This is a genomic window from Variovorax jilinensis (assembly GCF_030316885.1).
GTDB lineage: Bacteria > Pseudomonadota > Gammaproteobacteria > Burkholderiales > Burkholderiaceae_C > Variovorax > Variovorax jilinensis.
Map to the genome: position 1 here is coordinate 1 of NZ_JASZYQ010000009.1, position 14,296 is coordinate 14,296.

Annotated in this window: 14 protein-coding genes; 4 read left to right on the plus strand and 10 right to left on the minus strand. The window is 66.9% G+C overall.

What is annotated here, in order from left to right; translation table 11 throughout:
- The 9 genes from QTH87_RS23110 to QTH87_RS23150 all read right to left on the minus strand — a co-directional run.
- The coding region (locus tag QTH87_RS23110) for an aldehyde dehydrogenase family protein (protein WP_286612433.1) at positions 1 to 732 on the minus strand (732 nt) is incomplete at its 3' end.
- 24 nt (positions 733 to 756) lie between these two features.
- Positions 757 to 1,512 (minus strand): fumarylacetoacetate hydrolase family protein, encoded by a 756-nt coding sequence (locus QTH87_RS23115; RefSeq protein ID WP_286612434.1) that lies wholly within the window; start codon positions 1,510 to 1,512, stop codon positions 757 to 759.
- Positions 1,509 to 2,141 carry a fumarylacetoacetate hydrolase family protein gene (locus QTH87_RS23120; RefSeq protein ID WP_286612436.1) on the minus strand — a complete coding sequence of 211 codons (633 nt, stop codon included), beginning with the start codon at positions 2,139 to 2,141 and terminating at the stop codon, positions 1,509 to 1,511. The genes QTH87_RS23115 and QTH87_RS23120 overlap by 4 nt, the downstream gene beginning before the upstream one ends.
- A gap of 47 nt (positions 2,142 to 2,188) precedes the next feature.
- Positions 2,189 to 3,859 carry an FAD-dependent oxidoreductase gene (locus tag QTH87_RS23125; protein WP_286612437.1) on the minus strand — a complete coding sequence of 557 codons (1,671 nt, stop codon included), beginning with the start codon at positions 3,857 to 3,859 and terminating at the stop codon, positions 2,189 to 2,191.
- A gap of 116 nt (positions 3,860 to 3,975) precedes the next feature.
- Positions 3,976 to 4,149, minus strand: coding sequence for a hypothetical protein (locus QTH87_RS23130; RefSeq protein WP_286612438.1), 174 nt, complete (start codon positions 4,147 to 4,149; stop codon positions 3,976 to 3,978).
- 11 nt (positions 4,150 to 4,160) lie between these two features.
- Positions 4,161 to 4,742, minus strand: a complete 582-nt coding sequence (locus tag QTH87_RS23135) for a 3-phenylpropionate/cinnamic acid dioxygenase subunit beta (protein ID WP_286612440.1) — start codon at positions 4,740 to 4,742, stop codon at positions 4,161 to 4,163.
- Positions 4,743 to 4,761: 19 nt separating this feature from the next.
- Positions 4,762 to 5,556: an SDR family NAD(P)-dependent oxidoreductase gene (locus QTH87_RS23140; RefSeq protein ID WP_286612441.1), complete on the minus strand. Its 795-nt coding sequence runs from the start codon at positions 5,554 to 5,556 to the stop codon at positions 4,762 to 4,764.
- Positions 5,553 to 6,920, minus strand: coding sequence for an aromatic ring-hydroxylating oxygenase subunit alpha (locus QTH87_RS23145; protein ID WP_286612442.1), 1,368 nt, complete (start codon positions 6,918 to 6,920; stop codon positions 5,553 to 5,555). The genes QTH87_RS23140 and QTH87_RS23145 overlap by 4 nt, the downstream gene beginning before the upstream one ends.
- Before the next feature lie 45 nt (positions 6,921 to 6,965).
- Positions 6,966 to 7,961, minus strand: coding sequence for a 2Fe-2S iron-sulfur cluster-binding protein (locus tag QTH87_RS23150; RefSeq protein ID WP_286612443.1), 996 nt, complete (start codon positions 7,959 to 7,961; stop codon positions 6,966 to 6,968).
- A gap of 128 nt (positions 7,962 to 8,089) precedes the next feature.
- On the opposite strand from QTH87_RS23150, the gene QTH87_RS23155 reads away from it, so the two are divergent.
- Together QTH87_RS23155 and QTH87_RS23160 are read left to right on the plus strand one after the other, a co-directional pair.
- Positions 8,090 to 8,863, plus strand: a complete 774-nt coding sequence (locus QTH87_RS23155) for an IclR family transcriptional regulator (protein WP_286612648.1) — start codon at positions 8,090 to 8,092, stop codon at positions 8,861 to 8,863.
- A gap of 141 nt (positions 8,864 to 9,004) precedes the next feature.
- Positions 9,005 to 10,003: a Bug family tripartite tricarboxylate transporter substrate binding protein gene (locus QTH87_RS23160; protein WP_286612444.1), complete on the plus strand. Its 999-nt coding sequence runs from the start codon at positions 9,005 to 9,007 to the stop codon at positions 10,001 to 10,003.
- 54 nt (positions 10,004 to 10,057) lie between these two features.
- On the opposite strand, the gene QTH87_RS23165 is transcribed toward QTH87_RS23160, so the two are convergent.
- Positions 10,058 to 10,621, minus strand: coding sequence for a BPSL1445 family SYLF domain-containing lipoprotein (locus QTH87_RS23165; RefSeq protein WP_286612445.1), 564 nt, complete (start codon positions 10,619 to 10,621; stop codon positions 10,058 to 10,060).
- A gap of 253 nt (positions 10,622 to 10,874) precedes the next feature.
- Here QTH87_RS23165 and QTH87_RS23170 point away from each other — a divergent pair, with 253 nt between their 5' ends.
- Both QTH87_RS23170 and QTH87_RS23175 read left to right on the plus strand, forming a co-directional pair.
- Complete coding sequence (locus QTH87_RS23170; RefSeq protein ID WP_286612446.1) at positions 10,875 to 12,947, plus strand: ATP-binding protein; 2,073 nt, start codon at positions 10,875 to 10,877, stop codon at positions 12,945 to 12,947.
- Between the two features lie 7 nt (positions 12,948 to 12,954).
- The gene (locus QTH87_RS23175) at positions 12,955 to 14,274 is read left to right on the plus strand and encodes an MFS transporter (protein WP_286612448.1); all 1,320 of its coding nucleotides are present in this window, start codon (positions 12,955 to 12,957) and stop codon (positions 14,272 to 14,274) included.
- Positions 14,275 to 14,296 lie beyond the last annotated feature (22 nt).

Genomic DNA, 14,296 nt, shown 5'->3' on the forward strand with positions numbered 1-14,296 from the left:
GCCGAGCTCCATGCTGAACTTCTTCAGACCCGCGCTCTTGACGATGCGGTTGCCGGTGGCGGTGGACCCGGTGAACGAGATCGCGCGCACGTCCGGGTGCGCCACCAGCGGTTCGCCGGCGTCCTTGCCGTAGCCGTGCACCAGGTTCAGCACGCCGGCGGGGATGCCGGCCTCAAGTGCGAGTTCGCCCAGGCGCGCGGCCGACAGCGGCGACAGCTCGCTCATCTTCAGCACCGCCGTGTTGCCGAAGGCCAGGCACGGCGCGACCTTCCAGGTGGCGGTCATGAAGGGCACGTTCCAGGGCGAGATCAGCGCGCACACGCCCACCGGGTGGAACAGCGTGTAGTTGAGGTGCGTGGGCGTCGGGTAGGTGTGGCCGTCCACGCGCGTGCACATCTCGGCGAAGTAGTAGAAGTTGTCGGCCGCGCGCGGCACCAGCTGCTTGCCGGTCTGCGCGATGACCTGGCCGCAGTCGTTGGTCTCGGTCTCGGCGATCTCGGGCACGTTCGCCGCGATCAGGTCGCCGAGCTTGCGGATCAGCCTGGCGCGCTCGGGCGCGGGCAGGCCGGCCCACTTCGGGAAGGCCGCCTTGGCGGCGGCCACGGCCGCGTTGACTTCGGCCTCGCCGCCCGAGGCCACCTCGGCCAGAACCTCCTGCGTGGCGGGGTTCACGGTCTGGAAGTAGCTGCGGCCGGCGACCGGCTTGCCGTCGATCAGGTGATGGATTCGCATCTTGACTCTTTCCTTTGTAAGACTTCAGCGGCCGAAGACTTCGTCGCTGGTGATGGTGTTGACCAGACGGCCGATGCCTTCGATCTCGCAGACCACTTCGTCGCCGGGTTGCACGTCGACCACGCCTTCCGGTGTGCCGGTGAGGATCACGTCACCGGCCTCGAGCGTCATGAAGCCGCTCAGGTACTCGATCAGATGAGGAATGTCGAAGACGAAGTCGCGCGTGTTGCCTTCCTGCGTGACTCGACCGTTCACCAGCGTGCGAAGCGGCAGATGCACGACCTCGCCGATGTCGGCCGCGTCGACGAACCACGGGCCCAGCACGGTGCCGCCGTCGCGGTTCTTCACGCGCAGGTTGGGGCGGTACCAGTTCTCGAGGTAGTCGCGGATCGCGTAGTCGTTGGCGACGGTGTAGCCGGCCACGTGCGACATCGCATCCTTGCGCATGACCTTGCGCGCGGTCCTTCCGATCACCACCGCGAGTTCGCATTCGTAGTGCATGAACTTCACGTCGGCGGGGCGGCGGGTCTGGCCGCGATGCCCGATCACCGAGCCCGGCCCCTTGAGAAATGCAAGCGGCTCCTCCTGCGCGCCGAAGGAGAGCTCCTTGGCATGGTCCGCGTAGTTGAGCCCGAGCGCGATGATGGTGCCGACCTCGAAGGGCGGAAGCCAGACGACGGCGTCTTCCTCGACGATGCGGCCATCGGCCAGGCGCAGCGCGTCTCCGTGCGGCACCGCCTCGTGGATGGCGCCTGAATAGGCCACTCTTGCGCGCTTCATGCCTGCTCCTCCACCAGTGTGCTTTCCAGCCGGCCGACGCCTTCGATCTCGACGATCACCGATTGGCCCGGCCTGGCGAGCGGTGCGCCGTCCGGAACGCCGAGCAGGAGGATGTCGCCCGGAAAAAGTGTCATGAATTCGGTCACGTCGGCAAGCAGCCGGGCTGCGGTTCGGACCATGCCACCGGTCGTGGCGGACTGGACCTGCGCGCCGTCGACCCGGACCGTGATCGGGAGCCCGTCCGGATCGGGGATGCGGTCCGCCGACACCACGCACGGGCCGACGACGCAGGAGCCGTCGAGCGCCTTGAAGCGAACCGACGGCCGATAGAAGCTCTGGTGCGGCACGCTGAAATCGACCACCACGGCATAGCCGGCCAGGTACGACAGCGCGTCCGACTCGCGCACTCGACAGGCGGTGCGCCCCACCACGAGTGCCAGCGACGCACCGACCTGCAACGCGTCGGTCGAAGGTGGAACCGCGACCGCGTCGCCATTGGCGGCCAGGGTGTTGCGGGGCTTGATGTAGAGGACGGGCGCCCGGGGCGCGCCCTTGTAGGGGGCGGCGTCCATCGCGTCGCCGAGCGCGTTCAGGCTGGCGATGCTGTTGAGCAGGGTGCCGTAGACCACGCCACTCAGGCGATGCGGCGGTGAATCGAATGTCGGTAGGAACGGGTTCATGCGTGAGTCGGGGGTTTGTCGGTGAAGCAGCCTCGCAGGCGGTCGACCAGGGCGATGGCGTCGTCGGGAATCCGGTCGCCACGCCAGGCGACGTGCTGATCCGGCCGCACCAGCACGAGCCCGTGGCGATAGACATCGGGCGCATCGCCGACCGGCACGTCGAGCACGGCAAGCGGCAGGCCCCTGCGTGCGGCAGCCTCCTGGAGCGGGCCGGCATCGGCCGCAGGGTTCAAACGAAGCAGGGTGTATTCGGGCCCCAGCGCGTCGTAGAGCGAGCGGGCGTCCGCGAGCCGGAAATGCGGCGTGCGGCAACCCGGCACGGTGGATGGCGTGAAGCTGTCCATCGAGTACGCCGGTGGTGCCTCGCCGTCATACGCGATCAGGGGCGATGCGTCGTAGTAGTAGCCGAAGTTCAGGCCGGCACAGCAGTACTGCTTGACGTTGAGGTCGTAGAGCGCCTTTCCGGCGGTCTTGCGGGCCTCCTCGCCCTCGGGTCCGGCCGCCTCGATGCCGGCCGGCACGCCTTCACGTTCCTTCTGGAGCGCGAGCGCATGGTTCATGGCGAACTTCGACACCTGCTCGGTGATCGGCTGGCGCTCGGCTTCGTACGCGGTCAGGACACCTTCCTCGGCCCATCCGTTGAGGCGGGCGGCCAGCTGCCACGACAGGTTCATCGCGTCGGCAATGCCGGCGTTCATGCCATAGCCTGCCATCGGCACCCAGAGGTGCGAAGCGTCGCCGCAGATGAAGACACGTCGGTCGCGGAACCTGTCGGCGACGAGGCGGCGCCCGATCCAGTCTTCCTTCGAAAGGACTTCGTACTCGAAGTCGTCGCCGACACCGAGGATGGTGCGTATCGCCCAGTCGCGGTCGACCGAGTCGAACGCCAGTTCGTCCGAGCGCAGGTAGTTGTGCAGCAGGAAGGTCTCGCGGCCGTCGATGGCATAGACATTGCCGCTGCGGCGCGGGTTCAGCGAGAAGGTGGCCCACGCCGGCGTGTTTCCGGTGCGCGACAGCAGGTCGGGGGCACGGAAGTAGGTGGACTGCACGCGGCCCACGACGTCGGTGCCCGAGAGCGTGGCGCCGATGGCCTTGCGCACCGCCGACCGGCCGCCGTCGCAGCCGATCATGTACTGGCTGCGGATGCGCACGTCTTCGCCGGTGTCGAGGTCGGTGCCCGTGGCGTCGACGCCGTTCGCGTCCTGCGTGAAGGAGTCGATCCGCGTCCGGCTCATGATCGTGACGCCCGGTGTCGATTCCGCATGCGCGAAGAGCACCGGTTCCAGGTAGATCTGGTTGATGCGGTGCGGCGGCTCGGCGGTGGGCCACCAGCCGTCCGGACCGCTCTTGTCGCTGTAGCGGTTGGCACGCGACGGGATGTGGATACGTGAGAGCTCCTGTCCCGTGAAGGTCGTGCGGTAGGACACGTCATTGGCGTGATCGGCCGGCAGGCCGGCTTCGCGCACGGCCTTCGCCACGCCCAGCCGGCGGAAGATCTCCATGGTGCGCGAAGAGACGTGGTTGCACTTGACGCTCGGCGGCTCGCCGCGGTGGCGCGTCTCGGCCACGACGACGGACAGCCCGCGGCGGGCCAGGTCGGTGGCCAGCGTGAGGCCGACCGGTCCGCCGCCGACGATCAGTACTTGGGTCTCGATGTTCTTGGTCATGCCTGGTTGCAGTGGGGAAGTGGAACTGCCTTGATTGGAGTCAAGGTGAGGGCAAAAGAAAAATCAATCTTTCACCATCGATTCATAAGATGAACTTATCCACCGAGCCTGACGGCCTAGCGGCCGACCAGTTCCACCATCTCCTCGCAATGCACCAGTTCTTCGTCAGCGGCACCGGGCGAGCGCAGCTGCAGCCAGATGCCGTCGCCGATGTTCTCGACGACCTCGGCCACCGAGCCATCCTTCAGGCGGATACGGTCCCCGACCTGGACATTCATCAGATTGAGCATGTCGGCCTCCTTCAGAAGAAGATGCTGAGGTTCTTCGCCAGCAGCACGTTCTGGTGAAGGCGGATCTCGCGGCGGCAGAGCTTCCAGCCGTCGGCGGTCCTGCGCATGCGATCCTTGCGGTCGCCGACGAAGAAGTACTGCTCGTACTCGCAGCGGTTCTGGTAGGTGAGGAAGCGGCTCGACACATCGACTTCGAGCTCGCCCTCGTCATTGGTGCGCATCGCGCTGAGCTGCACGTTGCTCACGAGGCGGCTCACGCGCGAAAGCGGCTCCTCGGCCCAGTGCACGCCGGTCAGGATCTGCTCGGCGCGCTTGCCCAGGGTCCACTTGCCTTCGTTGAACCAGCTCATCTGCTTGTCGCGCGTGCTGAGCTCGCGTCGCGCGTGCTCGCCGAACTTGACGTTGAATTCCATCGGCATGAAGTACTCGAGGTCGTCGGCCAGCGTGGCCAGCCACTCGTTGAACTGCCGGTCGTCCAGCATGTTCGCCTCGTCGTAGAGGAACTCCTCGATCTCGCGGCGGATCTCGAAATACCTGGCATCGCGCGGCAGGCGGGTGACGGGCTCGACCACTGTTTCTGCGGTTTCTGACATGGTGTTTCCTGGGTGGGTCTCAGTGCGTGGGTGGAATGGGGCCGCCCTGGTGGGCAAAGCAGCCGACGTCGATGGTGGTGCCGGAGATCGTGGCGGCCTCGTCGGACAGCAGGAATGCGACCGCGTTGGCGAGGTCGCGGCCGGTGGCGGGCCTGCCGGCCACGGTGCCCGGCGCCGACTTGCGCGTGAACGCCTCGACATCGCCGCCCATGCGGCCCACGCTCATGCCGGACACGATGCCGCCTCCGCCCGGAATCGCGACGTTCACGCGCACGTGGTCGCGGAAGTGGTCGTAGGCCATCGCGGTACTGAGCGCGGCGATGGCGCCCTTGCTCGCGCTGTAGACCGCCATGTTCGGCTTGCCGTAGCCGGCACCCGAGCCGATGTTGACGATCGATCCGCCGCCGGCCGCGATCATGTGCGGCAGCACCGCGCGCGACATCAGGTAGGTGCCCTTGAGGTTCACGTCGACGATGCGGTCGAAGGTCGGCTCGTCGGTGGTGAGCACGGTGCCGAGCGGGCCGATCGCCGCGTTGTTGACGAGGCCGTCGATGCTGCCGTGCCTGTCAATCGTGTGCGCGACGACGCGCTGCACGTCGGCGGCATCGGAGACGTCGGCTTCGAGCACGTCGGCCGTGCAGCCCGCGGCGTCCAGCTCCGCGCGCAGGCCGTCGAAGCCCTGCGCGGTGCTGGAGACCTGCGGTCGGTCGAGGCCGAAGGCCACGACCCGATGCCCGCGGCGAGCCAGCTCGACGGTGATCGACTGGCCGAGCCCGAAGGTGCCGCCCGAAACGATGACGACGCCCATGGTCATGCGGCGAAGCTCGCCGGCTCCTGGTCCTTGCGGCCGAGCAGCGTGTCCCAATCGGCGGCGTTCATGTAGTCGCGCCAGCGGCGGTAGAACTGGCGGGGGTTCTCTTCGCTCACCTGCAGGCTGACGTTGCCGGCAACCGGCCCCGTGGTCTGCACCTTGCCGAGCGACTGGGTGTAGTTGTAGGGGTACCGCTTGGCGATCACGCCGCGGCTGCCGGCGGTGGCGTAGTTCCAGTTCTCCATGTCGTCCTGCTCGGTCATGCCGGCAGGCCCCGAGTAGCGCATGTAGTAGGTGCGCAGGAAGTCCTTGACCTCCTGCGGCGCGTCGGCGTCGACCAGGAAGAAGCGCCATGCCTCGGTCGACTCGGGCCCGTGCGGATGCCACACGCACAGGTTGCGCGGCTGGTTGCCGTGGAACGAGACGTTCGGATAGATCGTGCCGACGAAGGGCACCAGCCGGTGCTGCTCGGCGCCCAGGCGCTCCTTGCGCCTGGCATGGGCCTCGCGGAAGTATTCGGCCACGATGGGGTTGTTCTGGTAGGTGTCCAGGAACTCCCAGGTCTCCGGCATGATGGCGCTGTGCACACCGTGGCCGGCCGGGAAGTTGACCCACAGGTGCTTGGCCTTCTCGAGTTCGTTGTCGCGCCGTCCCTTGGCGCCGGCTTCGGCGGAGGGGCCGATGCCGATCATGTCCACCGAGCGATGGCTCACGTTGTGGTACGTGTCGCCGAGGAAGTTCTCCGCCGCGAACTTCCAGTTGCAGGGAATGATCCACTTGTGCACGCCGAAGAGGACCTCGGAGCCGCCTTCACGGCCATCGCGGCAATCCAGGGCGAGGTCGAGGTGCATCTTCGCGTCGCCTAGGTAGGTCATGAGGTCGGGCGCATCCTTGTCCCAGCTGGCCCAGACGGTGCCCTTGTAGATCTCCATCTTCGGCACCTCGATGAGCGACCAGTCGTCCTTCTCCATGCAGCCTTCGTAGAGGTTCTTGAACTGCGGCACGCCGAAGAGCTTGCCTTCGGTGGTGTAGCTCCAGCTGTGGTACGGGCAGGTGAAGAGCTGGGTGTTGCCGTGGTCGTACTGGCACACCTTCATGCCGCGGTGGCGGCAGGAGTTGAGGAAGACGTGGACCTTCTTCTTCTTGTCACGCGCGAGGATCACGGACTCGGCGCCCATGCGCGACGTGAAGAAGTCGCCCGGGTTGGGCACCTGGCTTTCGTGTCCGACGAAGAGCCAGGCGCGCGTGAAGACCTTCTCGAGTTCCTCTTCGTAGATGTCCTTGCTGGAAAAGATCTCGCGACTGATCTCGCCCTTGCGCAGGTTGATCATCGCGTTGTAGCGGGATTCGGTAGTGATCGGGATCATGGGCTGTCTCGGTTGAAGGTTGGGCGAATGAACGGGGTTGAGAGGTCAGGCGAAGCGCTCGCAGAGCACGTCGTGGCGTGGCAGGCCGGCCGCCTCGGCGGCCTTGCGGCCGGCTTCGACCATGGGCGGAGGTCCGCACAGGTAGACGCGGGTCGAAGGGTCGAGGCCGAGTTCGGCGATCAGGTCGGTGGCGTAGCCGGCATGGCAGTCGGCCGCGGCGTCCTGCTCGACGGCGAACCGGATCTGCACGTTGGTGGAGGCCTTGCGCAGTGTCTCGAGCTCATCGAGCGCGAACAGGTGGCCGCGGGTGCGGGCGCCGATCAGGAAGGTGGTCGGCTGCGCGCGCGCCTTGTCGCTCATGCTGCGCAGCATCGAGAGAAAGGGTGCGACGCCGGTGCCGCCCGCGACGAAGAGGCGAGGGCGTTCCTCGTCGCGCAGGAAGAAGGTGCCGTGGGGCACGCTCAGCTCGACCTTGTCGCCCGCCTTGGCTGCCGCGAGCCATTTGGAGAAGGCGCCATCGGGCACCAGCCGGATGAAGAACTCCAGGTGGCTGCTGCCGGGCCGATTGGCCATCGAGTACGAGCGGGAGACATCGCTCTGTTCCGGGCGGATACGCACGTACTGGCCGGGCTCGAACTGGACGCCTTCGGGAATCGCGACTTCGAGCAGCACGGTTTCGCTGGCGACTTGGCGCACGGCCACGACCTCGCCGGCGATCGGTGGGGCTTCCTCGGCCAGGGCCTCGCTCGATTCGTAGGGGAACTCGACCGCGCACGCGCCGGTGACTCGGCAGACGCAAGGCAGCACCGCGCCCGAATCGCGGTCGTCGTCCGGCAGCACGGAACTGTCGTAGTCCTCCATCTCGACGCAGCCCGACAGGAGCTGCGCGGTGCAGGTGCCGCACTGGCCATTCGAGCAATCGGTGAGGAGATTCAGGCCGGCTTCGCGCGCGGCCTCGACGATCTTCTGGCCACAGGGCACATGCAGGCGGTGTGCGACGCCGTCTGAGAACAGCAGCGTCACGGGCACGGTCGAGCTCATCGTGGTCTCCGGATGATGTCCATCGAATGGACTATGAATCCATTTTATGGACTAAATTTGTCGTCGGTCAACATGTCCGTGTGGTGGACAATCGGCCTTGCCTTTCAATCGCTCTCTGGAGGAGTCTCTTGGCCACCGCAGAAAAAAACGACAACGTGCGCGCCGTCGGTCGCGCACTGGAGATCCTGCTGGCGTTCACGCCGCAGGATTTCGAACTCACCCCGGCCGAACTCCTCAAGCGCGTCGATCTCTCGCGCCCGACGCTCTATCGGCTGCTCTACACGCTGGAAGAAAACGGCTTCCTGGTCTCGGTCGGCGAGCCGCAGCGCTTCCGCCTCGGGCCGGCCGTCGCGCGGCTGGCCCACGTGTGGACGTCGAGCCTCGACCTCGCGGCACTGGCCGAACCGGTGCTGCGCCGCATCTGGCAGACCACGAACGAGACTGTCGCGATGTTCCTTCCGCAGCGAGAACTGCGGCTGTGCGTGGCGGAACTGCCCAGCCCGCAGCCGCTCAACTTCAAGCGCGGCGTGGGCTACACCGAGCGGATCGTTCGCGGTGCCACAGGGCGCGCGATCCTCGCGTACATGGAAACCAGCGAGCAGGAATTGCGCGCCTTTGCACAGGGCACGGATATCGACACGAAGGTGCTGCAGGCCGAACTGAACCAGACGCGCAAGCGCGGATACGCCAGCAGCCACAGCGAGCTCATCTCCGGTGCGGTGTCGGTGGCGGTTCCCTTCTTCGACCGGCATGGGGCGGTGGCGGGCTCGCTGGGCGTGTTCGGGCCGGAGGTCCGGCTCGATGGCCAGCGCCTGAAGCACATCGCCAGGCTGCTACTGGAAGAGTCGAAGAATCTTTCGGCCATGCTGGGCTACGGCAGCGCCGATGCAGCCTCCAAGTAGCGGCCTGGTCTTGTCCGCATGGCGGACTGGTGGCTCATTATTTGACGCGGCACGAAGTCTGTCCATAAAATGGACTTTCGATCCGAGGTGTGGACTTGGGTCGGAGATTCGTTGACCCACGACAGATATGGAGACATCGCCATGCACACGCCACCGGCTCGCTCGCGCAGGTTCGCCCTGCGCGCACTCAGCGCCGCCTTCACTGCCGCCCTCGTGTCCCACGCGCCCCAGGCACTGGCCCAGGACTACCCGGACAAGCCCGTCAGGATCGTCGTCGGCTTTGCGCCAGGCGGCACCAACGACATCCTCGCGCGCCTGCTCGCCGTCAAGCTGCAGGAGAAGCTGAAGCAGACCTTCATCGTCGACAACAAGGCGGGCGCGAACTCCGCCATCGGCAACGACTTCGTCGCGAAGTCGGCGCCCGACGGCTACACGCTGCTGGTGTCGTCGAGCGGCGGACTGACCACCAACCCGATCCTCATGAAGAACCTGGCCTACGACCCGGTGAAGGACTTCGAGCCGATCGCGCTGCTGGGCTCGTTCCCGCTGGTCGTCACCGTGTCGGCCTCGATGCCGGTCAAGGACTTCGCCGAACTCGTCGAGTTCTCCAAGAAGACGAAGGACGGCAAGCTGGACAACGGCACGCCCACGACGTCATTCGTGCTGGTGGCCGAGACCATCTCTGCGACCGCGGGCGTGAAGTTCAACCACATCCTCTACCGCGGGTCCGGGCCGGTCGTGGCCGGCGTGCTCGGCGGCGAGATCCAGACCGGTGTGCTCGACAGCCCGGCGGTGATCCAGCAGGTCAAGGGCGGCAAGCTCAGGGCGCTCGCAGTGACGACCAGCAAGCGCTCGGCCGCCTTGCCCGATGTGCCCACCATCGCGGAACTTGGCTACCCCGGCTACGACGCGCCGATCTGGACTGCCCTGATGGCACCCAAGGGCACGCCCGCACCGGTGCTCGCCAAGCTGCGCACGGCGGCCGGCGAGATCCTGAAGGACAAGGACATGATCGACAAGATGCATGCGCTCGGCATGGACCCAGGCGATGCCGATGCCGCCGCGCTGTCCAAGCGCATCGCGAGCGACATCACCCGCTGGGGGAAGGTCGCGAAGGCTGCCAACATCCTTCCTGAATAGGAAGCGCGCAGGAAGGCGTCCTTGCTCGCCCGGACGCCTCTCGAGTCGTCCGAATCAGAGATCGAGCCTGTTGACCTTGGTGCCATCCAGGCTGAGGTTCGCCATCAGGCCTGCATTGCTCAGGACGTATCCCACGACGGGCTGCTGTGCGGTCTGGGTGTCGATGGTCGCCGAGGCGCCCACCTTGAGCATGGTCACCGAGGCATCGGCGCCCGCCGTCCAGCCCTTGCTGGCGCGGAATTTGTCGAGCGCCTCCTGGGTCATGAAGAGCACGTAGACGGCCTTCGAGTCGGCCCCTGCCAAGAGGCCGACCGATGCCGCGGTGGTGCTATAGTAGCCGTCGGTCCTGCCGCCGACCCGAAGCGCGCCCTGGCCGTAGGAGCCGCCGATGCCCAAGCCGGCCGAGACGACGGACGGGAACACCAGAACCCCCTTGGCCTTGCCGACCAGTTCGCGCGAACCCGGCGCCTGCGCATAGAGCTTGCTCAGCGCACTCTCGACGGAGGCGTCGATGCTGCTTCGCTGAGCGGCCGGATCGCCGCGGGTCGTGGATGTGGTGGTGCACGCCGAACCGATCAGCGCCATCAGTCCAGCCGCCAGTAAAGCTCGCTTGTTCATGCCAATCTCCTGTCGTTGTATGGCGCGAGGACTCGCCCCATTCTTCAAAGGATGCGCCCTCGACGGGTGACGTGGAATCCGACCAAAGTAGGATTTCCTGCGAAGGCCACGAGGAATCGATGTCTTCGGTATGGGCTCCGTGCACTTGCTTGACAAATGTGAACACGGCGAAGCAATATCGCGCCCGGCAGACGCAGGGGGGTGCCCGAGCTGCAGTCACGACAAGATTCGCGATCCAAGCGAGGAGAAGCTGATGAGCCGTCAACCGGCCACATCGTCTGCTGCCGAGGGCCCGATGAGGCGCGCCCGTGCCGATGCCGATCTGACAGAGTGCGTCGCGTTCGAGCGTCTGCTTGCCGACCTCACCGATCGCCTGTCCGACATCGCCCGCAGCGACTTTCGTTCCCGGGCCGAAGACGCGCTGCGCCGGCTGGTCGCGTTCCTCGGCTACGAGCGCTGCAGCTTCTCGGAGTTCGTGGCCGGCGACTACCTCAACGTGCTCTGTTCCGTGGCCGTGGACGACGTCGAGCCATTGCCGCTGGGCCGCTTTCGTTTCCCGTTGGCATGGTTCCTGAAGGAGCTGCGCAGCGGACGCATCGTCGCCCTGGCCAGGCTTCCCGACGACCTCCCGCCGGAGGCGGTGGAAGAGGCGAATCATTGCCGGCTCCGCGGCCTGCGCTCGCACCTCTCGATTCCGCTTCGTACCGGAGAACGCGTGACCAGCGTCTTGTCGTTCGGCTCGGTCCACCAGGCACGCAACTGGCCACCCGAGGTCATCTCCCGCCTCAGGATCGTCGGCGACCTGCTTTGCAGTTCGCTGGCGCTCGCGCGATCGGAAGAGGAGGCCCGCCAGCTCCGCCGCCGGATCTGGCATGCCGATCGCGTGCAGCGGGTGAGTGCGCTCTCGGCAGCCATTGCGCATGAGATCAACCAGCCGCTCGCGGCTATCCTGAGCAATGCACAGGCCGGCCTCAAGTACCTGGAGCGGGAAGGCAGCGATCCGGCCGCGATCAAGGCCATCCTCGAGGCAGTCGTCCGCGAGGACAAGCGCGCGGTGGAAACCATCCGGACCGTGCGAGCCCTGATCCGGCGCGACGAGAGCCGGCGCGAGCGCATCGATCTCGCCCGTGCGTTGATGGAGGCGAAGCGCCTGGTCGACAGCGAGTTCGCGGCGCACGACATCCATATCGAGATGCGCCTGGACGAAGGCTGCTGGGTCATGGCGGAAAAGGTACAGATGGAGCAGGTGGTCCTCAACCTGTTGCTCAACGCCGCTGCCGCCGTGCAGGACGGTGCGCCTGAACGTCGCTTCATTCGTCTGGAAGTGTTCAAGCCCGGCAAATCGCACGTGACCGTGCTGGTGCGGGATGCGGGCAAGGGCATTCCGGCGAAGCAGATGGAATCCGTCTTCGAACCCTTCTGGAGCACGCGGCGGGACGGCATGGGTCTCGGCCTTCCCATCTGCCGTTCGATCGTCGAGGCGCACGGCGGGCGGATCTGGGTCGAGTCGAACGCGCTCGGCGGAGCGACGTTCAGCGTCGAACTGCCCGCCGCGCCTGTGAGCGAGTCGGATTCGGACGGTCTGCCCGGAGCAGCAGCACCGGCGGAGTCGTCGCACCTGGCGGACAGCGCGGAAACCCCGAACGAGGGTGCGCTCATCTGCGTCGTCGACGACGATTCGGCGGTGCGCAGCGGCCTGGTCCGGCTGCTCGAGGCGGAAGGATGGGCTTGCGCCGCCTACGCGTCGGCGAGTGAATACCTCGGCGACCCGCCGCGGCGCGAGGTGGCCTGCATCCTGCTCGACATCCAGATGCCGGGGATTTCCGGACCGCAACTTCACGAGCGGCTGCTCGAGCGCGGCAGCACGCCCGCGGTCATCTTCCTGACCGGCCGAGGAAACCTCTCGGCCGGCATCGATGCGATGAAGCATGGCGCAGCCGACTTCCTCGAGAAGCCGGCGGACTCCGTCGTGCTGCTCGCTGCCGTGCGCCGGGCACTCGAGAGCCATGCGGAAGGTCGCAGGCAGGCGCACGTGCAGGAGGCGCTGCAGATCCGGCTCTCACAACTGTCGCCCCGGGAACTGGAAGTGCTGACCCACGTGGTGCGGGGCCGGCTCAACAAGCAGATCGCGGGCGATCTCCGGATCGCCGAGCAGACCGTCAAGCAGCATCGCGGCCGGGTGATGGACAAGATGGGCGTGCGCTCGGTCGCCGAACTCGTGCGCGCCTGCGAATCGGTTGGCCTGATTTCGGAGAGACCGCCCGCCGGGCCGCAGGCGCGAACCGAACAGTTCGACCCGGTCGACGGAGTGCCCTGGCCCCAGTGAACCCCCGGTGAACCCGACCGTCCTGCGGACCTCCTTCGCGCCCGCGGACCCGGGCGACTACCTCGTCAGTCGGCGGCAGGCCTGGTTCGCCTTCGCGATGAGCTTCGGCCTGATGCTGTTCGACTACATCGACCGGCAGGTCATCGTGTCGCTCTTTCCATATATCAAGAGCGAGTGGCAGCTCAGCGACAAGCAACTCGGGGCGCTGGTCTCGATCATCTCGATCGTGGTCGCGCTCGGCGCCCTTCCGGTCGCCCTGCTGGCCGACCGGGTGAGCCGGGTGAAGAGCGTGTTCGTCATGGCGACCGTCTGGAGCCTGGCCAGCATCTCCTGCATGTTCACCACCAGCTATGCGCAGATGCTCGCGGCGCGGGCCGTGGTCGGTGCGGGCGAGGCCGGCTACGGTTCGGTCGGCGCCGCCCTGATCTCGACCTTGTTTCCGAAGCGCCTGCGCGGAGCGCTTCTGGGGGCCTTCGTCGCGGCGGCATCGCTGGGCTCCGTGCTCGGCGTGCTGCTGGGCGGCGTGATCGCGGCCAGATGGGGGTGGCGGGCCGCCTTCGGCGTGGTCGGCGTGCCGGGCCTGGTGCTGGCCCTGCTGTTCCTCTTCGTGCGCGACTACAAGACGGTGGAGCTCGCGCCGCCGCGACACAATCGGGCCACGCGGTCGCTCGGCGCCACGTTGCACCATGTCTTCGGCGCCATGGCGCGAACCCCGACCATGCGCTGGGTGTGCATCGGGGCCGCGATGCAACTCATCGTGGTGTCCGCGATGTGGTCGTGGCTGCCGAGCTACCTGAGCCGCTCCCAGGGCATCGCGCCGGATGCGGCAGGCATTCAGGCTGCCATGGTGGTTCTGCTGGGGGCGCTGGGTTCGGTGTTCTGGGGCTGGGTGTCGGACCGGCTGACGCCGAGCCGTCCGACCGGCAAGCTGCCGGCGCTGGCAGTCCTGTGCCTGGCCACGATGCTGGTCTTCCTCGTGGCCTTCGCCGGCATCGAGCCAGGCGCGTTGCAGTTCAAGCTGGTGCTGCTGGGCGGTTTCTTCATGACCTGCACCGCCGGCGTGGCGGCGGGCGTGGTGATCGACGTCATCCACCCGGGGATGCGCGCCACCGGCGCTGCGGTGCTGGCGCTTTTCCAGAACCTGTTCGGCCTCGCGGCCGGACCCTTCCTGGTGGGCGTGATGTCGGACCTGTGGGGCCTGCAGCAGGCGCTGGCGATCGTGCCCTGTTTCAGCCTGCTCGCGGGCATGGCATTCTTGCGGGCCGCGCGCACCTATCGGGCGGACGTGGCCAGGGTCTCCGGCGTGGCGATCGGCGTCGCGCCGTGATGAGTCTGCGCAGGTTCACGCT